This is a genomic window from Geobacter sp. AOG2, from assembly GCF_019972295.1.
Taxonomy (GTDB): domain Bacteria; phylum Desulfobacterota; class Desulfuromonadia; order Geobacterales; family Pseudopelobacteraceae; genus Oryzomonas.
In genome coordinates this window covers 1,611,927-1,632,908 of sequence record NZ_BLJA01000001.1, presented here as the reverse complement: position 1 = coordinate 1,632,908, position 20,982 = coordinate 1,611,927, and the positions used below count along the sequence as shown (strand labels likewise).

14 protein-coding genes, 1 pseudogene and 2 riboswitches are annotated in these 20,982 nt (G+C 48.8%); of the genes and pseudogenes, 2 read left to right on the top strand and 13 right to left on the bottom strand.

The features are described 5' to 3' along the window. From aroB to xrtA, 8 genes are all read right to left on the bottom strand, one after another. Positions 1-1,080, bottom strand: a complete 1,080-nt coding sequence (gene aroB, locus LDN12_RS07360) for a 3-dehydroquinate synthase (protein WP_223922028.1) — start codon at positions 1,078-1,080, stop codon at positions 1-3. Then, the gene (locus LDN12_RS07355; RefSeq protein WP_223922027.1) at positions 1,077-1,595 is read right to left on the bottom strand and encodes a shikimate kinase; all 519 of its coding nucleotides are present in this window, start codon (positions 1,593-1,595) and stop codon (positions 1,077-1,079) included. Before LDN12_RS07355 ends, aroB begins: the two co-directional genes overlap by 4 nt. Beyond that, positions 1,588-2,769: a chorismate synthase gene (aroC, locus tag LDN12_RS07350; RefSeq protein ID WP_223922026.1), complete on the bottom strand. Its 1,182-nt coding sequence runs from the start codon at positions 2,767-2,769 to the stop codon at positions 1,588-1,590. The genes LDN12_RS07355 and aroC overlap by 8 nt, the downstream gene beginning before the upstream one ends. Positions 2,770-3,038: 269 nt before the next feature. Beyond that, positions 3,039-3,695: a PEP-CTERM sorting domain-containing protein gene (locus tag LDN12_RS07345; RefSeq protein WP_223922025.1), complete on the bottom strand. Its 657-nt coding sequence runs from the start codon at positions 3,693-3,695 to the stop codon at positions 3,039-3,041. 374 nt (positions 3,696-4,069) lie between these two features. After that, positions 4,070-4,765: a CAAX prenyl protease-related protein gene (locus tag LDN12_RS07340; protein ID WP_223922024.1), complete on the bottom strand. Its 696-nt coding sequence runs from the start codon at positions 4,763-4,765 to the stop codon at positions 4,070-4,072. Further along, entirely contained in the window at positions 4,762-6,165 is a 1,404-nt protein-coding gene (gene prsR, locus LDN12_RS07335) for a PEP-CTERM-box response regulator transcription factor (protein WP_223922023.1), read from the bottom strand. Before prsR ends, LDN12_RS07340 begins: the two co-directional genes overlap by 4 nt. A 50-nt stretch (positions 6,166-6,215) precedes the next feature. Further along, positions 6,216-8,270 carry an XrtA/PEP-CTERM system histidine kinase PrsK gene (gene prsK / locus LDN12_RS07330; RefSeq protein ID WP_223922022.1) on the bottom strand — a complete coding sequence of 685 codons (2,055 nt, stop codon included), beginning with the start codon at positions 8,268-8,270 and terminating at the stop codon, positions 6,216-6,218. 142 nt (positions 8,271-8,412) lie between these two features. Further along, positions 8,413-9,951: an exosortase A gene (gene xrtA, locus LDN12_RS07325; protein WP_223922021.1), complete on the bottom strand. Its 1,539-nt coding sequence runs from the start codon at positions 9,949-9,951 to the stop codon at positions 8,413-8,415. 1,394 nt (positions 9,952-11,345) lie between these two features. Here xrtA and LDN12_RS07320 point away from each other — a divergent pair. After that, positions 11,346-12,056, top strand: coding sequence for a Crp/Fnr family transcriptional regulator (locus tag LDN12_RS07320; RefSeq protein WP_223922020.1), 711 nt, complete (start codon positions 11,346-11,348; stop codon positions 12,054-12,056). Positions 12,057-12,063: 7 nt separating this feature from the next. Here the strand turns inward: LDN12_RS07320 and LDN12_RS07315 are convergent, their stop codons facing one another. The 4 genes and pseudogenes from LDN12_RS07315 to LDN12_RS07305 all read right to left on the bottom strand — a co-directional run bounded on the left by LDN12_RS07315 (position 12,064) and on the right by LDN12_RS07305 (position 18,242). Further along, on the bottom strand, positions 12,064-12,396 hold the full coding sequence (locus tag LDN12_RS07315) for a hypothetical protein (RefSeq protein ID WP_223922019.1): 333 nt from the start codon (positions 12,394-12,396) through the stop codon (positions 12,064-12,066). 259 nt (positions 12,397-12,655) lie between these two features. Further along, positions 12,656-13,789 (bottom strand): hypothetical protein, encoded by a 1,134-nt coding sequence (locus LDN12_RS17810; RefSeq protein WP_238482131.1) that lies wholly within the window; start codon positions 13,787-13,789, stop codon positions 12,656-12,658. Positions 13,790-13,792: 3 nt separating this feature from the next. Continuing rightward, positions 13,793-14,581: pseudogene (locus LDN12_RS17805) on the bottom strand (Ig-like domain-containing protein); the annotation flags it as partial. Between the two features lie 173 nt (positions 14,582-14,754). Then, a riboswitch (cyclic di-GMP riboswitch) is annotated at positions 14,755-14,831 on the bottom strand. A gap of 270 nt (positions 14,832-15,101) precedes the next feature. After that, entirely contained in the window at positions 15,102-18,242 is a 3,141-nt protein-coding gene (locus LDN12_RS07305) for a fibronectin type III domain-containing protein (RefSeq protein ID WP_223922018.1), read from the bottom strand. Positions 18,243-18,298: 56 nt separating this feature from the next. Then, positions 18,299-18,375, bottom strand: a riboswitch (cyclic di-GMP riboswitch). 740 nt (positions 18,376-19,115) lie between these two features. On the opposite strand from LDN12_RS07305, the gene LDN12_RS07300 reads away from it, so the two are divergent. Continuing rightward, on the top strand, positions 19,116-19,736 hold the full coding sequence (locus tag LDN12_RS07300; RefSeq protein WP_223922017.1) for a YdcF family protein: 621 nt from the start codon (positions 19,116-19,118) through the stop codon (positions 19,734-19,736). 226 nt (positions 19,737-19,962) lie between these two features. On the opposite strand, the gene LDN12_RS07295 is transcribed toward LDN12_RS07300, so the two are convergent. Then, on the bottom strand, positions 19,963-20,982 hold a 1,020-nt coding region (locus LDN12_RS07295; RefSeq protein WP_308464311.1), incomplete at its 5' end, for a LamG-like jellyroll fold domain-containing protein.

The following is a 20,982-nucleotide window of genomic DNA, read 5'->3' as shown; positions in this document are numbered from 1 at the left end:
TCACACCCCCAGCCCGCTTAACGTAAGTAGTTCTTCCGGTGAAAGCTGTGCAACGGTATGGTTGCCAATCCCCTGGTTGCAGATGAAGTTGATGGCCCCGGCTCGGCTCTTTTTATCCTTGAGCAAGACATCCAGCAACTGTGAACGCTTCACCTCCGGTGGTGTAACGGAGAGGCCAAGGCTACCGAGAAGCGCCTTTATCCTGGTCACATCATCATCCCGGCACTCTCCCCGCAGAGAGCATATGCGTGCCGCCAACACCATACCGATCGCCACGGCTTCCCCATGCACCAAACTTCGATAGCCGGCCAGGGTCTCCAGGGCATGACCCAATGTGTGGCCATAATTAAGCACTTCGCGGAGACCAGCCTCCTTTTCATCCCGTTCAACCACCATGGCCTTTAATTCGCAACAGCGCTGAATGACCGTCATGAGGCACTCACGTCCCATTGCCGACAGCGCATCAATATTCCGTTCCAAATACTCGAAAAAAGGCCCATCAATGGCTATGCCGTATTTGACAACCTCGGCAAGACCTGCCCGATATTCCCGCTCCGGCAGCGTTGCCAGGGTATCCACATCGATCAACACCAGCCGCGGTTGGTAGAATGCACCTATCAGGTTCTTCCCCCGAGGGTGGTCGATGGCAGTTTTACCCCCAACACTACTGTCTACCTGCGCCAAGAGAGTTGTCGGCACCTGGACGAAAGGAATGCCACGCAGAAACGTTGCAGCGGCAAAACCGGCCAGATCACCCACCACACCGCCACCAAGGGCGACAATGAACGATCTCCGGTCCAAGCCGGCTTCTATCAAGGCGTCATAAACGCTACCCAGCGTGGCAGCATTCTTGAATTCCTCGCCATCGGGCATTTCGATCAACGCGACCGAGCAGCCGGCCTCCGTCAGAGAACGCCGTACCGCCTCGCCATACAGCGCATTCACCGTCGGATTAGTGACAACCGCAGCCCGGCCGGTCAAGCCGAGGGAGGTGCACCTCTGACCAAGCGTCGGCAATGAACCGCTTTCGATCAGGATATCATAACTGCTCTCTCCCAGGTTGACGGTAACGACGCTCACGCTTCCAAACCCCTTAAATACCCTAGAATCTCTGCCGCCACATCTTCCACGGATTTCCCATCCGTGTCAATTCTTATATCGGCGTCGTTATAAAATTGTTCACGCTGCTCCAACAGCGTTTTCGCACGTGTTGCCGGGTCGTCACCAGCATACAGAGGTCGGTCTGTGGCGCCGGAAAGGCGCTCCATAATCCGGTCAAATGGAGCGGTCAGATTGACCACCACCCCGGACGCCCGCATCAAGGCGCGGTTTGCATCAGCAATGACCGCACCGCCACCAGTTGCGATCACCGCCCCACCCCGGTGCAGAGCGTGTTCCAGGCACGAGCTTTCCAGAACGCGGAAGACAGCCTCCCCTTCTTCAGCAAAGATAGCATTGATGGAGCGGCCCGCCACGGCAACGATCTCGGCATCAAGATCAATGAAGGGGCACTTAAGTTTGCCTGCCAGCAGACGGCCGATACTGCTCTTACCCGCTCCCATAAAACCGGTGAGGATTAGCGGCCGTTCAAGCATTGCTCACCTGAGCCCGGTAACCTTCATAATTACGCCGGATTTCCCGGATTGAATCGCCGCCGAATTTTTCCAGGAAGGCATCAGCGATTTCTATGGCCACAACCGCCTCGGCTACAACCAGAGCAGCCGGCACGGCGCAGGTGTCGGAGCGTTCCACAGCCGCCTCATACGGCTCATGAGTCTGCATATCAACCGAGCGAAGCGGCTTGTAGAGAGTGGGTATCGGCTTCATGGCCGCCCTGAGTACAATGACCTCGCCATTCGACATCCCACCCTCGATACCGCCTGCGCGGTTGGTTTGGCGATAATAAGCGGTTGCCGCCCCCTGACTAAGGCGCTCCTCGTCCCGGAACAGTTCGTCATGCACCTGGGAACCTGGCCTGCGGGCCGCATCAAAACCGATACCGACCTCGACCCCCTTGATGGCCTGGACACTCATCAATGCCATTGCCAAGCGGGCATCCAGTTTGCGATCCCACTGGACATAGCTACCCAAACCCGGAGGGACGCCGCTGACCTGCACCTCTACAACCCCACCCAAGGTATCGCCATCGGCCTTGCTGAAATCTATCAGTCGCTTCATCTCCACCTCGGCATCACGGTCACAGCAGAAAAGCTCCGATTGGGAGGCAAGACTCCACAACTCCTCCAGCGGGAGATCGGGACGCTGTGCCTCCACCCCTCCGACCTCGGTCACGAATCCGCCGACCATAATGTCGAACTCACGCAGAAGTGCCTTGGCTACGGCTCCCACTGCCACACGCACGGCTGTCTCGCGGGCACTGGAGCGTTCCAGAATATTGCGCACATCCTCGTGCCCATACTTTAAAGCCCCGGTCAGGTCCGCATGTCCGGGGCGTGGACGAGTCACCGCAATACCGTCCATACGATGTGTCGCCAGCGGCGACATCTTCTCTCGCCAGTTTTCCCAGTCGCGATTGCCCACCACCAGTGTCACCGGTGAACCAAGTGTTTCGCCCCAGCGCACGCCCGACAAAATGTTGACCGTATCCGTCTCGATCTTCATTCGGTCGCCGCGGCCGTACCCCTGCTGGCGCCGAGCCAAGTCATGGTTGATACTGTCAGCCGAAAGCCGAGCCCCGGCCGGAAGGCCTTCGATAATTGCCGTCAATTGCGGCCCATGGGATTCCCCCGCAGTCAGGTAGCGGAACATACTCACAAAAAGCCTCCATTGAGTCTCTCAAATTGAGCCTAAATTACCATTTAACCCCGGCAGACGGCAAGGCAAAACACAACAGATCAATAACAATGCGTTAGGGAAACATCAAGGTGCCATCATTATTTTTGGAAGACGGTTTTCCTCCGGACCTGGCTTGCGCACCCAGACCGCAATCTGCCTCCCGCCCCCTTGCCAAGTAGGCATAAAAAAACGGCGGTTAATTAAATTAACCGCCGTTAGATATCAGGGTTGTAAGGAAAGGATTAGGATTGTTTGTTCATCTTGCGCTTGCTTACGACAGCAAGTGAAATCAAACCGATTCCCAGCAGGAGCATCGTTCCGGGCTCAGGAACAGGAGCGACATTCACAAGACCATCAATACTTACGGAAGAATTACCTGTTAGAGTAGCTGTTATGATCTCATCGAGCGAGAAGGTATTACCGACGGTAGCCAATCCAGAAGTTGTAGAGCTACCCATACCTGTCACGGTTGTGGAAACACCTGGAACAGAGACCCCATTGACCAACACGTCAGATGTTAGCTGTACATTTGAACTGCTCGTGCTTGATAAATACTCGCCAACACTAAGATTAGGTGATATGGCATACGTATCAAGGACAAGGCCAGAATCAGTCAACTTGATAGTTATAGAACCAGTTCCCCTGAAAACAAAAGAGCTGATATCAAAAGATCCGCTATTTTGATCAAAAATAGACGTTCCGATTGCACTTACACTAATACCATTTATACTACCTGAATACATAATACCATTTATCGCCGAGTTAAAATCATTAACGCCATTATCATTTACCACAACTGTTTCACTTCCACTGCTCAAGGTCATAGTGAAAGCTTGTGCCATCGTAGACAACCCCAACATAAATATCGTACCAGCCAGAAATAACATTATTTTTTTCATTTTTTATCCCTCCTTAATTTATTTATTTTGGCAAAATAACCGAATCCTCGTTCTGTTCTTTGTTGAGCAATACCTGTTGCTGATAGTTTGCAATTTAAGTGCCATTTTTTAACTAGATAATTTAATTGCTTTTTTTATATTAATTTAGACTCAAAAATGGATGTGTAAAATTATCCGACGCCATAAGAGACAAAGGAAAAGAAATTGCAGAGGTGGGGGTCAAGAAGAGATAAATGCCCATCAAACATGATCGGGGCTATTCTTGACGAAATGAATTAGTGGGGGTAATTCCAAATCAAACACGTGAAGTGGATTCTGTAACATTCTTCAACATGTCCTTTTCTGTTTTGCATATTGCGGATGCGGTTGGAGCATCACCAGAAATACCACTTTCCCGTGTAAAGCACGTACACTGCGAGGGACAAATTGGTTACCGAATGTGCAAGCATGCACTGGGCAAGACTGCGAGTGCTATAAAGCACAATATTATATATTGCGCCCGCTAACATCCCGGCGAAAATAAAATTATGCTCAAGGCCAAATAGCAGGACTGTAATTATGAATGACTGGAGAGTAAAAAAACCGAGGGGCACTTTTGTGAAGTCACTATGTATCGTATACCGGACAAGAAATGAACGCCAAAAAAGTTCCTCCATAATCGGGACGACAACTATGGCGCCTCCAACCCTGAAAACGGTCATACATATTTGAAGATTCCTGTTTGTAAAAAGATTCGGATTAAATCCTTTTGGCGATTCCATCACGCCAAACGACCAATCCATGTGAATCCAAAGGGTAAACACTAGTATCCCCGTACAACAGACCACGAGCGTAACAGGAAGATTCTTCAGGCCCTTAAGTGAAATTTCGGTATATTCTTTTCTGTATCGATATAAGAGAAAAGCTACAATTACAATTTTTACCGGATAGAGATAATAAAGTGTTGTTTCCGCAGCGACTATGATCCCTCTCTCCGCTAACAGGCGGAATGCTTCATCGAAACCTACAAATGCCATAAAGACCGCAAAAGGCAGACAGCGGACAAAAGCAGCATATCGCAAAGAAGTCACGACTCGCCGAGCCCCGCTTCCGCTTTTCGATTCCCATCAATAAAATTATGCTTTTTCATCAGATCATAAAGGGTCGGCCTGCTGATTTCCAGTTCCTCGGCCGCCTTCAAGATATTGCCATGCTGTCGTTCAATCGCCGCAGAAATCACCTCTCTTTCGGCCTTATCCCGCGCCTCTTTGAGAGATATAATATCCTTGGACGGTTCAGGCTGCTGCAACTGGTTGTTGTTGCAGCCAAGATCAGCCGGCTCAATGGCGGACGAGTCGCTCATGATTACCGCCCTTTGGACTCTGTTCCTCAATTCACGAACATTACCGGGCCATTCATAGCACTTCAGAAAGCTTAAGGCTGCCGCGCCAAAACGTCGGACCCTCTTCTTGTGTTCATCGTTAAACAGCCTCAGATAATAATGGGCCAGCAGGAGAATATCGTCCCCCCGTTCCCTGAGCGGGGGAAGGTCGATCGTGATAACGCCGATCCGGTAATACAGGTCCTCCCTGAATTTTCCTTCATTGATGGCCTTAAGAATGTCAACATTGGTGGCACAGATAGTACGAGTATCAACCTGAATATCTTCCCGGCCACCAACCCTCTGAATTGTCCCTTCTTGAAGAAAACGGAGCAGCTTTACCTGGAGATTGACCGGAAGTTCGCCGATCTCGTCAAGAAAGAGTGTCCCTTTATGGGCATATTGTAGTTTTCCCTGAACAGTTGCATGTGCTCCGGTAAAGGCGCCTTTCTCGTGTCCGAAGAACTCCGACTCCAGAAGATTTTCCGGAATTGCCCCGCAGTTGATGGGGATAAACGGGCCACTTTTACGAAGACTGGCCTCCTGAATTGCACGTGCAACCAGTTCTTTTCCCGTACCGCTCTCACCTGTAATCATAATTGGCACATCTGATGACGCTACCTTCTTGATTGTAGTGTACACCGTCTGCATTTCGGCACATTGGCCGATTATTCCGCCTGCAACGGTCGATTTTAGCTCAAGAGAACGCTGCAAAGCACGGTTCTGTTCCTCAATATTTGCCAAGTGGAAGGCGCGCCCCAAGATCACCTTAAGTTCATTGAGAATTGGTGGCTTAGGGTAAAAATCATAGGCCCCCATCTGTATGGCTTGCAGCGCATTTTCCCGTTCGCTGTTGCCGGTCAGCATGATAATTTTTGCGGTCGGGTTGTGATCGAGCATCTCCGCCAAGCATCGGAATCCCTCAACGGAAGAATTTTCATGAGGGGGGAGTCCTAGGTCGAGAATCACCACACGAGGTTGTTGTTTTTTGAAAATTGCAAGCCCTTGAGGGACGTCTCCAGCCAGAAGGATTTCGTATTGTTCTCCCAATCCCCATTTAAGCTGCTGACGGATATCCGGATTATCATCAACGATTAGCAGATTTTCCATTGGTTATTCCTTTTTACTCAGAGTCTACTAAGGACGCCACCCTTATAAAATTACATACCAAGGGGAAACCATACCGTAAAAACTGACCCACTTCCTTCCTTGCTACTGACCTCAATCCTTCCTCCATGGTCTTCAATAATTTTACGGCATTGATAAAGACCAATCCCAAGCCCCTGTTTTTTGGTAGACTTGAAAGGCTTAAACAGCTTTGTGCGGATGTAATCGTCCGACATACCACATCCCTCATCCGTAACTCGGATAAAAGACGCGCCAGATTGATTTCCTACTTCAGCTTGTATAGGCCGCTCATGGTCTGATGCCTCTACGGCATTGACAAACAGATTCATGACTACCTTCTGGATTTCATCACCATCTGCGATAATATTCTCAGCTTTTCCCGACACGGCTATTCTCCCAGCCGCAACCAAATTGGCGGTCTTGGTAACTAGATCGAGGAGATCGACGGAATGAACGTTATAAAGGTTTTTATCCCCCAAATTTTTCAACCTACCGATCAAAGCTCTCATCTTTTCAGCTGTGTTTCCCAAAGATGTCAGCATATCCTTCTGAAAATCAGGATTTGGCATATACTTGGTTGCATTATCAATGATAAGCGAAAGAGTCGCCACAAGGTTTTTCAAGTCATGCACCACAAATGTAGCGACATTATTGATAGCTTCCATCTCAAGTGCCTGGGCAATCTGCTCGGAGAAGCGATGGTGTAGTATGGCCTGAGAAGCTTGGCGGGCAATGGTTTTCATCAAATCGTAATCTTCATAAATATAAACTTCATCCTCTTTAATTATACGCCCTAATGTAATAAATCCCTCGAGGCGCTCACCATTAAAAAGCGGAACGATAAATGATATGCTATTTGCTTCAAGAAAATGGCTATATTCTCCTTTGATTACTTCGTCACAGTCCTTCACATTAATCACCCAGCCCTGTTTCTTCATAACGCCGACAAGCATATTGTCTGAGCTGATTACATCATATATCGGGTCCATTTCGTAGGCCGCTTTCGCGCAGTATCCTTTTTCTTCCTCCTCGTAAAGAAACAGAGTAGCCCCACCCATCCCAAATATGTCGCAATATGCATAAAGTATTCGCTGTAGAAGTTCCTCACCTGACATTGAAGTGGAGAGTTGCTCCGTAAAACGAAGCCATTGAGCTCGGTAATCATGCTTATTCTGATAAAAATTTTTGTGCAGTACGACCTTGACTTCCCGTCGGAATCTCTCAGAGAGAAGCAGGATCAAAAGGGCTACCCCGGCCAGAAATGCAAGAGAGATGGTCATGGAATGGGTAAAAGCCCCTCCCAGATAACTCATCCCTTCGCCTAACAAGCCAAGCATAATTAAATATAAGCCAACGGCAAAAAGGACGAAAGATTTGAACGCTACCTGACGGGAGACCTGAATCTGGACTCGACCACGTCGGTACCACTTGGAATAGGAGATCATGGCTACTGCAACAATAATCATGGTCGAGCGGAGCGAAATATAATTCATATTAAGCGTTCTGTATAAGAGAGCTTGGCTGAAATAGAACGCAAGAACCGTCACAATGGTGCCTAGACCAATGATGTCCAATTTGATTTGCCAGAGAGCGTCAGGTGATGCATTTACGAGCGTTACCTCAAAATTTACCAAGGTAAACACCAGGCAGGCCAATATTCCAAGGTAATAGTAGAATCCGGTGTTTCCTAGAAAGAGGAGGTGTTCACCAGGAAAATCCGGGGCATAGAAAAAGGCGCTCATTGGGAACATCATGGGGATAAAACAGAACAAAAAAGTAACGACAATCAACCCCTGCTGCAAGCGCCCTATCTTCCAAGGACCTGATTGTCGGGCGTAGGTTAAACTGCTGAGAATCCAGAATGACGGCAAAAAGGCCTCAGCAAAGAGTGCACACTTTTTCCAGAAGATTGCATCCATGCCACTCGTAAGAGCTAATAAATCGAACAACTCAAGGAGTGCAGTAACAACAAGGGCTGCACAAAGGAAAAGCCCCCTATGATGGCGTTCCCGGAGCAGAGTCCAGACACCCGAGAACAACAGTGAAATTATCGCAATAATCGTTATGACAATGCTACCCATGCTCATAATGCAAATCCGATTATTAATCCGAGATAATCATCATATATCTTTCGGCCAAAACGGCCACTGCCGGTTTGAAATTTTCTTCCATAAACATTTTCACCAATCTCAAATGTGGCGGCGCCCTGCCCTAAGCCGACCCGAATATCTATTGCGGGAGGAACTCCTGGATCGTCGGGGTTATATCGCGCACAAACTGTTCTCCTCTGGAAAGCGCCGAAGAGTCATCACCTTCGAACGGCACGGATACACGAATGAACGAGGTATCGCGGCGTCGATAAAACAATGAACCGGTCATTTCAGCAAGCTTGAGAGAAAACTCGTCATTCATTGAATGCCCGCGAGCCTGAAACCAATAGAGGAACAACTCCTTGTTTTCGCCTTTCTGGTAGACACTGCGCACCAGTTTTACGCTTCCTCCGGAGGGAATCTCCAGAGTGCCACGCTTCGCGGATATTTCGTACCAACCGCTTCCCGGCAGACAATTTCGGGGAGAATGTATTTCCCCGCTCTCCTTACCTCCGCCATGGAAACCGATATAAAGCCCCACTACCTTGCCGTCAGCATTTTTGTACTGGCGATAGAGATAATCTGTCGGTTTGAGAACACTGAGAACATTGGCGCTGAATTCGGATTGCCCCGCCATCTGCCATGCCTTTACTTGCATCGGAAATTCGTTGAAGGGGCGGTTGGGAGGTACCGAGACATCACTATGCAGATTTATAAAAAGTGCTACGCCAAACAGCAAGGTAAATACAGCATAATAGCTTTGCAGGCGCGGAGCAGGCGCCGGCTCGGCAGTAGCGGTCGGAACGGGTGATGGGATAGCAGAATACGCCGCTCCCTCGACATTTTCAAGCCTCCCCTTTACCAATAAGCCCACCACCACCAAAAGTACAATTGCGAGCAAGAATACCACCATTCCGGCAAATTCGTGAAAAAAACCTTCCGCCGCCTTAGCCCCCCACCACTGGGCCAGAAAGCCGGTGATAATAACCCGCAAGGCGTTTGTAGCAATGGCGACCGGTACAGCTGCAACGATAATGAACCAACGTCTGACATTTGATGTCTGCACGAAAAAGGCATAGGCGACCGCCAACGCTAGAAGGGACATGAGTGACCGGATGCCGCTGCATGCGTCGGCAACCTCAAGAGTTGTGGACGGAAACATGATGATGTTTCCTTCCCTCAATACGATGACACCAACAAGCCGTAGGAATCCAACCGAAACTTTTGTTACGAACAATTTCAACGGGAAAGCAAGCATGTCGTAAATAATATAGGGGATCGGTACCATGAAGATCAAATACCCCAAAGGCAGTGCCATCCATTTCAGAATGTCCCGACCAAACCAGAAGAGTACAAGCCCAACCAGGACGACGATCAGGGAGGAACGCATCATAAAGTACTCTGATGCCAGCCAACCCATCAGCAGTTGAACCCCTCCCAGAGCAACCACCACCAGACCATAGCTGTTCGGGCTGACTTTCCGATCCTTTAAACTGGGCCATCGATGCCAGAGAAAGTATCCTGCGATAAAAGGGACAAGGAACCCATGGGAATAATTATCGTCCTTTGCCCAGTCACTGACCATGTCGGGTACAACCCTGAAATAGAGCCCGACAAGCAAGGGGATAACAATCAGGAAATGTGCCTTGTACTGTTTGCATGCTTCGCTCAATGTCATACTGCTGGTCTCCGATTATCGGCAGAAGTCGCCACGTGCCTACTTGAATTTTTATTGCTTCCGGCCATTTATTTTACCCACCGATACCCACGATCAGTGAAAGCGGTCCAACCCAACATCAGGGGCGGTCTCACAGACTCGTAACCAAAGCCTTTACCGATAAGTACACAGCCCTTTATTCCACGCATTTCTGTAACTCTGTTCACACATATTCGGTTCCTTTTTCTAAAAAAATATTTCATGCCCTCCTACACTTTGCGTTAGATAACGCCGCTGGGTGGAATATTGGAATTACCAATATCTATCATCTACGGGGCCGATAAAAACAGATCTTTGTACCGCCTGCAAAACATGCTTCCGTGCGCTGTTTTCTCAATAAAAATACCCCTAATGAATAGGCTGAAAAGCGTCGTCCGGTCAAGTATTGTTTGCAGGCCATATCGGGGATTGATCCGATAGACCGCGTTGCAAGCCAGATTTTCCCCACGAGACGGTTACGGTGCACTGAAAAGTGTGGGGCGAGGCTATTGGTGAGCAGGATGGAGTACCTGTTGAATACCGTTCTTTTGCAAAGGTTATCGCGGGAGTATGGCTAACTCTCCTGCCTTCATGAGCGCTACTCCCTTAATGAAACAATTTCCTATTTGAGTGAGTATCCTGCAGGGTAATAATACCTGCCCCACGGCCATGGATATGTGCGGAAAGTTTCCATATGATGATCACCGGCCCTGAGATTGCGATGAGTACCTGAAGGACTGGCCCAGATGTCCCAGAACTCAATGCCAATGGCGGACAAATTCCCATAATAGGCCCAAAGGTGATGAGTGTCGCCAATACAAGGTATAAGACTGCATCTCTCACCCAGACGGTCAGAGGCACCAGAATAATGAGTGGGAGCGAAGCGAACCATCGAGGGCTGAGGGGAAACACGCCGATCACCACCACCGGTCACGAAAAAGAAAAAAAGCAGGCTAAGTTACTATAATAAATAAGGGATTCCTACAGGAGAGGTACAGCACAAAATACCAGCGTTAGACAGATTTCATCCGTTGCATATGAGACCGCTTGTTCCCCGATTTCCGTCTACGGCCACCATTATCCACGTCCAGGCAGCTATTTTTAGCCAGATTCATCCGTATAATACATTACTTATTTGCTTATTTAAACAGATAGGATTCAAGGAGTAGTTGCCAAACGATAGAAAGATGATACTATAAAGAAATGAAGTTCTTTAAATATAATTAATGAGTAACCATTTCAATTTAATATTCTCTTCCCACAAGTGACGAATATCTTGCATAAAAATTGTACTGTTTCAAGGCGAGGGACAAAAATAAAAAGCGGCCATCATGCCATGTGAGCGGTGCTCTTTAATGCCATGAGTGAGGTACAAAATGATCTGGAAGGCAGACCTACGACAGAAACTGGATAACAATATCATCAAGAACATCCCTTTTTTCTCGGGACTTTCTTCTGAAGAAATCAGCTTGATTGAAGGCCTTATCGTCAAAAAACGCTATGCCAAGAACCAGATCGTGCTTAATGAAGAAGATACAGCCAAATATATGTATTTTGTCTATTCCGGCAAGGTACGGGTCGCCAAAATTAATGAAGATGGCAAAGAACAGATTATCAGCATCCACAAAAAAAACGACTTCTTCGGTGAGATGGCGTTGCTTGACGGCAAGACCTCACCAGCCACCGTTATTGCCTACGAAGAGGCGGTCATCGGACTTCTTTCCAAATCAGATTTCGAGCGCTTCGTTCTCAATAACGATGCAACCCGCCATAAGATAATCGGCCTATTGTGTGACCGGCTCCGCGACTCTTGGGCTATGATCAAGATCTTAAGTTTCGACAATGCCGAGCATCGTGTGATGGCTGTGCTTGACAGATTGCAGGATTTGTATGGAGTTATGGATGACCGGGGAACCATTATCAATGTGAAACTCACGCACCAGCAGATCGCTAGTTACGCGTCAGTCGCGAGAGAAACCGTGACAAGGATACTTAATAAGCTGGAAAAGGACACAATGATTCAAGCCTTGGACAATAAATCTATTTTATTGACCAAAGCCTTTTATGCGAGACACAGGAGTACCTGACAACCGACTAATTGAATGTCGCTTTTGCGTAGGCATTCGGCAAGACACCTACGTTATTGAGATCGCTGGACCAGAAAGAAGCGCTATAGTTAATATCATTAATGTTTGGTGTGTAACTAACAGGGACATCACAACGGATGGTCAGGAATTCTCCTGCATAACCTGATGAACTTCCATCGACAATTATCAGCTGGTTAGATGCGCTTGACTCGGTATCATAAGTAACGCCTGCGCTGGGCAATGAACCAGAAAATTGCCCTGATAAATAGATAACCGACGAAAGTGGTGCACCAGTACTGTCTGTTTTGACGGTGACCTCTTTGGGCAGGGTTACCGTCAAGGCAAAACCTCCTATCAGAGTTCTGGTACTGTATGATGAAAAAACGAGTGTCGCCGTTTTAGTGGTACTCCCACTACTACTACCACTCCCCCCGCCCCCACCGCAGCCTGAAATCACCATAATTTGAAGACCAATCGCAGCTGATAAAAGAGTTAATAACCTCATGTTCAATCCCCTACAATTCAGAAATAAGAAGGCGACTTTTTTCAAAGTCGCCTTCCATAATATCCGCCAATAAATTTATTTCAAGCAGGTTATTTTACAAGATAGTTTTTCCAACTATCTTCGACATGATCACGATAACATCCCCAGGATCAATCTTGCCATCCGGAACCGACTGACCGTTTACCACGGGGGCCACATCCAAACTTGTCAGTTGGGCTGAAGTCGGAGTCAGCTTGCCGCTTGCAATCCGGAGCGCCAGCAAAGCATCGCTGACAGTATAACTTGATGTATTCGAAAGAGTGATCGTCACGCCAGCACTCTTGGCTGCCGAGACGTTACCGGCTGCGTCTTTGGCCCAGGCGTAGGCGGTCTGGCTGCCGGAGGCCGAGAAGGTGAACGAGGTCGGGACGGTGCTGGTCCAGCCGCTGGCGCTGGCTGACGGGGGGGTCGAGCTTGTGGTTACCAGGTAGCCGGTCACGGCCACGTTGTCGGTCGCGCTGAAGGAGGAGATCGCCACGGTCAGGGAGGTCGCCGTGGTGGGCAACGTAAAGGCGCTGACCGTCGGAGCCGTTGCGTCAGGCAGGGTGATGGTCACGCTGGCGCTCTTCGCGGCCGAGACGTTGCCGGCTGCGTCTTTGGCCCAGGCGTAGGCGGTCTGGCTGCCCGCAGCCGAGAAGGTGAATGAGGCCGGGATGGTACTGGTCCAACCGCTGGCCGAAGCCGACGGCGCGGTCGAGCTTGTGGTTACCAGGTAGCCGGTCACGGCCACGTTGTCGGTCGCGCTGAAGGAGGAGATCGCCACGGTCAGGGAGGTCGCCGTGGTGGGCAGCGTAAAGGCGCTGACCGTCGGGGCCGTCGTGTCAGGCAGGGTGATGGTCACGCTGGCGCTCTTCGCGGCCGAGACGTTGCCGGCGGCATCTTTGGCCCAGGCATAGGCGGTCTTGCTGCCTGCAGCTGAGAAAGTGAATGAACTCGGGATGGTGCTGGTCCAGCCGCTAGCCGAAGCCGACGGCGCGGTCGAGCTTTGCGTTACCAAGTAGCCGGTCACGGCTACGTTGTCGGTCGCGCTAAAGGAGGAGATCGCCACGGTCAGAGAAGTTGCCGTAGTAGGCAGCGTAAAGGCGCTGACCATCGGGGCCGTCGTGTCAGAAACGGTATTATTTACCGTTACGGAGACATTTGATGATTGGCCGACATTGCCTGCTGCATCGTAGGCTTTGGCTGACAAGGTATATGTACCATTAGAGACGGTAGTAGTATTCCAATTGTAGGTAAAAGGAGCCACGTTACTGGCGGACAAGAGTGTGCCATTTTCGTAAAACTCAACTTTGCTTACTCCGACATTATCACTGGCGCTAGCAGAGATTGTCACTGCTCCAGACACGGTGGCATTATTGCTCGGTGCAGTTACTGATACTGTAGGAGAAGCCGTATCGTTGACGACTGTCACGGAAACGTTACTGGATTGTCCAATATTGCCAGCGGCGTCATAGGCCATTGCCATCAAGGTATAGGTACCGGATGCAAGTGCCGAGGTGTTCCATGAATAAACATACGGAGCCGATGTGTCTGTTGCCGCAAGGATGCCGTTAACATAGTATTCGACCTTAGCTACTCCGACATTATCGGAAGCGCTGGCGGTTACTGAAATCGTCCCTGAAACAGTAGTATTGTTAGCCGGATAGCTAAGAGAAATCGTCGGCGCGGTCAATTCTGGAACATAAAAGGTATTTGAATATGGGCTTTCTACACCGGCAGTATTATAAGCAGTTACTGCAAAATAGTATGAATGGGCCGGATCAAGACCGCTGATTGTCGCCGTAGTCTGGTTACTGATATCGACTGGCGAAGCACCTTGGGTAGATCCAGTCCCGGCAAAAGGCTGCACAGACGAATCGGCTTGGTAATATACCTTGTACCCAGAAACGGTACTGTCGGAGACTGCATCCCATTGAAGGGTCACTGTGGTCGCAAAACAAATACTTTGGCTAGCGAGGAAAAGAATCCAGGTGAATATCATGACCAAGAATGGCTTGATCACCACAACATCTCCTGTTCTCGTTTCGTTTCCTGTGTTCATAAATGATCTCCTGTTTCTTCGACATAAAAAAGCCGCGTTGTGACTGTCCACAACCCGGCTCTGTTAGGGCGTAATGCAAAAAGATAGCCGGGCCCGTTACACCATTCTGGCATTTCGGCGACCCGGCTGTCTCAAGGAGACCCTGTAGGCTTTCCGTCCCACCCTCGCGGATGGTTTAGTATTATCGTGTACCTTATTTTCTTTGATTACACTATAGAGGCTCAGTCCGAATTGGTATGTGACTTGCGTCACGGAAATTCTACTTAAAAAAGCCTGGGTGCGATTTTCTGCAACCTGGTTCTGATTGGATATAAGTCAAAAGGAAAGCCGGGCCCGCTACACCATTCTGGCATTTCGGCGACCCGGCTATCTTGAAGAAAACCCGTAGGCTTTCCGTCCAACCCTCAAGGATTATTTAGAATTTTCGTCCACCTCATTTTACCTATTGCAAGATGGTTAATTACTTACTCCAAGTTCCCGTAAGCCCAGCTGGAGCAACATTAAAACTTCCAGAAACGAATTGATCAGCTCCTATATCAGAACTAGCTCCCGACGGCCTGGCATCTCCATCAAAATCTGTTGTAGCTGAAGCAGGTGCTGTAACCTTATGAATAACATTAGCTTCTGTTGATGCGTTATCCACTAAATGTAAGTCACCTATAGCTGAATTAAGGAACATTCCTGTAGCAGCACTAGCATAGTTACCACTTAGAGTAAACGTCCCACCGTCTCTATTTGCTCTGATTTGAGTATCTACTAAATTGTTTTTAGCCTGAGCACCTGTTGTTGAAAAACGCGCTTCTACGCTACTGGTAACGTTTCCATTTGCCAATACTGTATTATGGTACACTAATGTTGATGGAGAATCCCAAACCAGTATCTGCGCGTCAGAATCGGCTTTACGAGCTGAGCTGAGATAATTGGGCTGCATATAGACAAAGTTGTTTCTGATTACCCCCCCTGAGTGGTCCGTAGCAACGGTCATTGGCGACGCAATTGTGGTTGTTGGTACTTCCAGGCCATAAGCAATAGCCCTGTCACAGTTAATAAAGACATTCTGTTCCGTTACTGTATTGCTGGAATGATTCCATGTGAGCACTGCGGGGTTCCACCACCACGCGGCCGAGTCCGGGTTATGCAGGTTTTTGAATAGGTTCTTCCTAATCTGCCAGCCACTTGATCCATGCAGACTGATACCGTTAAAATATCCTGCTCCAGCTCCATGATCCGTTGCCGGGCCCCCATTTGTATATTCAACCCATGTGTACTCCACAATCCCGTTATTGACTCCTCCAACCACATTACTGCCGCTATACGTGGGGTTGCCCTTGATGAATTGCGATCCTATATCAATCAACTTCACACTGTAAACATGTGGGCTTTGGGCTCCAGCATCGAAAGTTATGGCATTGTCGTAAGTGTTTTTAATAGTCAGATGGGCTACCGTGGTGTTTGAAGATGATGACCATATACCTATTCCCACTCCGCCTGAGTTGTCCATACCTTGTCCCGTCAGCACAACACCGTCACAGCCGGTATTGCCGCGTAGTGTAATATTGCTGATACCATTTATAACAATGGACTTGGTCAGGTTGTATGTTCCATCCGCCAGCACGATGGTGTCTCCGGATTGAAGATTACTAATTGCTGTTTGCAGTTGCGGCTCTGTCGAAACGTTTACAATGCGAGTTCCGGTTATGGGGAGTGTCGACGCGTTGCACGCAAAACCATTGTAAGTCGAAGTTGTTACAATCGCGCTCGTAGTTACGCTGGTTGCGCTTGATTTGGCAGACACATTACTGGCAGCATCGAATGCCGAGAGAGTATAGGAATATGCCGTATTTGGAGTAAGCCCCGTATCTTGATAAGTGGTGGCAGTCGATGTCCCTACTTGGGTTCCGTTCCGGTATATTTTATATCCAGACACGCCAACATTATCTGTTGATGCGGTCCAGGAAAGATTTACCTGAGTTGAAGAAACAGATGTTACTGACGGAGCAGCAGGAACCGTGGGAGCACTGGTATCCGACGATGCTATGGTAACCGTCACGGTTGCAGTTGCCGGCTGACTGACATTGCCAGCGGCATCTTTTGCCCAAGCGTAAACCGTTTGAGTCCCAGAACTCTGGAAAGACACCGTTGCAGGAGGCGACGCGGACCAACTGCAGCCAGATGAACTATTGGTGGATGTTGTACAGTAGCCGGTTACCGCGACATTATCCGTTGCCGAAAGAGAAGTAACAGCAACTGTATTCGATGATGCGCTTGCCGGCATAGTAAATGAGGTTATCGTTGGTGCGGTGGCATCAGCAGATGCGCTGCTCGCATTCACCTGATAAACCAGCACGATTGGTAATTTCCCGCTTTCAGCCTTACCTTCAACAACATATATCCGCTGGGTGGCAGGGTCGTACGCTGCACCGGCGATGAAGTGTTCGGAGGTGTCGAAGGGAGATGATATGGGCCATATGGCCGGCGTTATATCCCACGGGTTTTTGCTGCCATTCTTTACGGCAAGAAGGTCATCGGCGTTTACCGCCCAAATCTGGTTGCGATACGTGGGGGCATGAATGTCCCAAGCCCCTACCGGCCGTGCGGTATCTCCGTTTACGATGGCGTCACACCCCCAGGCTGTGGGATTGCCGTTTTTGTAGCAGACAGTGGTTCCCGTGCCGGTATTCCCAAAATACAGAACGGTCTTGGTCCCATTCGGGAAGACCACTCCATTTAATTGGGTCGAGCCGTTCCAGAATAACCGGCCTTCACCTAAACCGCTACCGACGAAAACGGAATCAGCCGGACTATGCGATCCATCTCCGGGCCAATACATGAGCACATTATGCGGCGTATTGCTGCTGAAATTGTCGGGATTGAAGGTGACTGCCGCAGGGCCTAAGGACGTCCGCGAAACGATATTGGGCGACATGGCGCCCGCCAACACCGTCCCACCCAAAGCCGTCTGCCAGTTCGTGCCGCCACTGCTGCTGTTATCCGGGACCGTAGTCATATATTCGTTGGAGATAGAAACAGGCGGGCCACCGTTGCCTGTACTCGTTACCGTGTAGTCTCCGGCAAAGGTCCCGGTGGCAAGGCTGTTTGCGTTCGAGTTGACAAAGTGGCTCCACGTCTCCTGGGCGTTATCAAAAGCATAATAATCGGTTGCGCCAACAATCAACTTCCCGTTATAAACAAGAAAACCACCAATAATCAGCCCTTCATTGGTGAAGACATGATGCCCCCTGGACACATCCGTAAAGTTTTGCCTTACTGTCGCGATATTCAAGGCACTGATATTCGAACTGTTTACTATTGCCGGGATATTAATCTCTGCGACATACGAGTTATTCCCATGCCCCGACATGATCAGGGAATTATTAGCGGCATTGTAGGCAACCCCTATGGGCATGGCAAACCCGGCGTAATTGAACGAATATTTTGTATCGTCGCTGCCCCCATAGGTTCCACTCGGTACGCGAAATGCGCCTATATAAGTAAGGTCGGTCGATTGAATTACTTTGTCCGCTGCAACTGCATTAGAAACAGACATTAGAAAGACGATAAAGCCAAACACGAATTTAAGATTCTCGAGTTTTTTGTTCATTCTGTTCTCCTTTGTGAAACGTAAAAAGCCGGGTAGCCAACTACCTATTGAGGTATTTCGGCGACCCGGCTGTCTCAAAGAGACCCAATGGGCTTTCCGTCCCATTCTCGCGAATGGTTTAGTATTATCGTCTACCATATTTAATTTTGTATTATTTATAACAGCAAGCCAACCTAAAGTTTGTGATAAAAATCACACAACATTAAATTTGATCAAAACTGCGGGTTAATCTCAGTGGCACTTTTTGCCTGGTAATAGATTCAATTTGCGTGATATTGCCCAAGCTTCTTGAATAAGTGCTCGTATCAACTTTTTCGATGCTGGATATATATCATAGATGATGTGCATGTGCTATATAGTCTATGCGGATAAAGAAAATGCTTGCTGCACAGGGGTGTCATGGTCATGCTAGCCCTTCCCCGTACGAACGTCTTTATAGGTGGGCGTTTTGTGACAATTCCATTCTGCTCCGACTAAAGACGGCAAATATCGCTACAGTTTGTTTTAAGTTACGATTATCCACAGTGGGGAGCCAGTAATACCACGGCATTACCCTGACAACAGTGTCAGACTATACCCTCCATTTGATCGTATTCGACACAGTACGCATCAATGGTGTGAAATACGCGAGATCTTTCAAATCGTTTTTCAGTCGTCATTTCCCTTTTGCATCTATGCACACACAGGACGTACATAATGAAATATTTGTCGTAAAACACTTGATAGTTGCCGTCCCCGGTTTTAGACAAGTCCCAGGTTCCAGAGAGTAGTAAACGTTAGAGACTTAACATGACTGCTTACCAGGCATAACCTACTAATTAATAGCGAATATTATGCATTTAACACCCAGCTTCAACTATTCTGGTGATCATTATGTCAAAGATTAAACCTATAATTATTTATTCCTTAAAGCTACTCTTTATCTGCTGGCTCGTAATTATTGTCCTTACGACTTCAGTAACGTTAAGAAATTGGCTCGCCGCGCCGCTCGTTGTGCATAGGGCAAATGCCCGAGGCGATGCTTGTTATATCCTTGCAGGTGGTGGGGCGCTTTGGGAGAGGCTTGATGCCGCGGCGGAATTAGTGCAAATGGGGAGGGTCAAATCAATTTTATTAATGAAAGATGAGCATACCGGACAGTTTAGTTTCAAGGCCAATAAAACCTGGACCAGAACGCAATGGGCAAACGATTATCTGGCTTGGCGCGGAATTTCACCAGATCGGATTGGGTGGATACCTCAGGCAGAGGGTTTGTTTGGTACTCTTACTGAAGCAAGAACGGTCGCGAAGAATCTGCCCCAAAATGTAAAAACACTGGTGATCGTGAGTTCTGCTCCACATATGCGACGATCGGCTCTGGCTTTTAGAAGAGCATTGCCTGACGATATTAAGCTTGTTCCGTATGCGGCCACTTCTTTTGAAAGTAGCTATGAGATGTACCACCCTATCTGGCTTGAATATTTGAAACTGTTTTTTTATTTTGTAATCGCATAAGATATTTGTACATATTGGGTCGATACCGCATTAAGATTGATGGTGCGCGCCGGACCATCACATCTTCTAGAAGCGTCTGCTCAGGGTCAACTTATTGTGGTCTTTACCAGCCTTTAAGACTCTAAAACCCGTTCTTCGAATGTCGCCGAAATACTGAAAGATGATCTCTGCCGCCCAACAGGCCGACTCAGGGTTCGACCTGCTGGGCTTAATTGTTCTCCCTCGTTCAATTACGGTTCATATCGGTTTGAATTTCGGTACCAGTGAGTGCTCGATTAAATATCCGAACATTGTCAATAATACCAGTAAAATACTCCGTTGCCCAAATACTGTTACCACCGATCCGAAGAGCTCCGGAGGAGGCTGGAATAATCGTTGAAATATTCTCACTACCCTTCAATATCCCATTAACATATACGCTAAGCGTTGTACCATCGTAAGTGGCAGCCAGATGGCTCCAAGTGTTCGTGGTCAAGATGGTTGGTACTTCAAATCCGTGTTCCGAACCGTTAATGACCATAAAAACAGTTGGGCGATTTGCCGGACTGACATAAAGGCCGTATGCATAAAAGTTCGACGTCTCTTTCATGAGGACGCATCCCCATTTACCTGAGCTATTGGTCGGATATACCCACCCCTCCAATGTCATCCCCGTTGTCAGGTCGAGCAGGTTGGAAGCCGGGACCGTGACCAAATTGTTCACTCCATTAAAGGAGAGAGCATTGCCGTCTTTGCCCGCTACCCAGGAGGCGCCGCTTATTGTCCCGTTCAGACCGTTGCCCGACGCGTCGGCAACAGTGGTCCCGGTTCCTTCATTGAAAGCATAAGCCGCTACCAACCCGGCAGTTACCCCACTACTGCGGGTAAAGGTTGCCGTCACGCTCTGTGTTGAAGTTACCGTACAAGTTCCTGTACCCGAGCAAGCGCCACTCCATCCGGAAAAAACAGAGCCAGGGTCTGGAGAGGCGGTCAGAGAAACCGACGTGCCGCTGTCAAAACTGGCGCTGCACGTGGCGCCACAACTGATTCCCGCAGGGTTCGACGTCACAACACCCGTTCCGTCTCCCGCTTTGGCAACGGAGAGTACGAAAGGTACTGCGGCAGGATTGACGGTAATAGTGGCGCTTTTATTCACTCCACCATAGCCGGCGGTGATCGTCACCGGCGTGGCAGCAGCCACCGGCGAGGTGCTGATGGTAAAGGTGGCCGTGGTCGTACCGCCCGCCACCGTAACACTGGCCGGTTT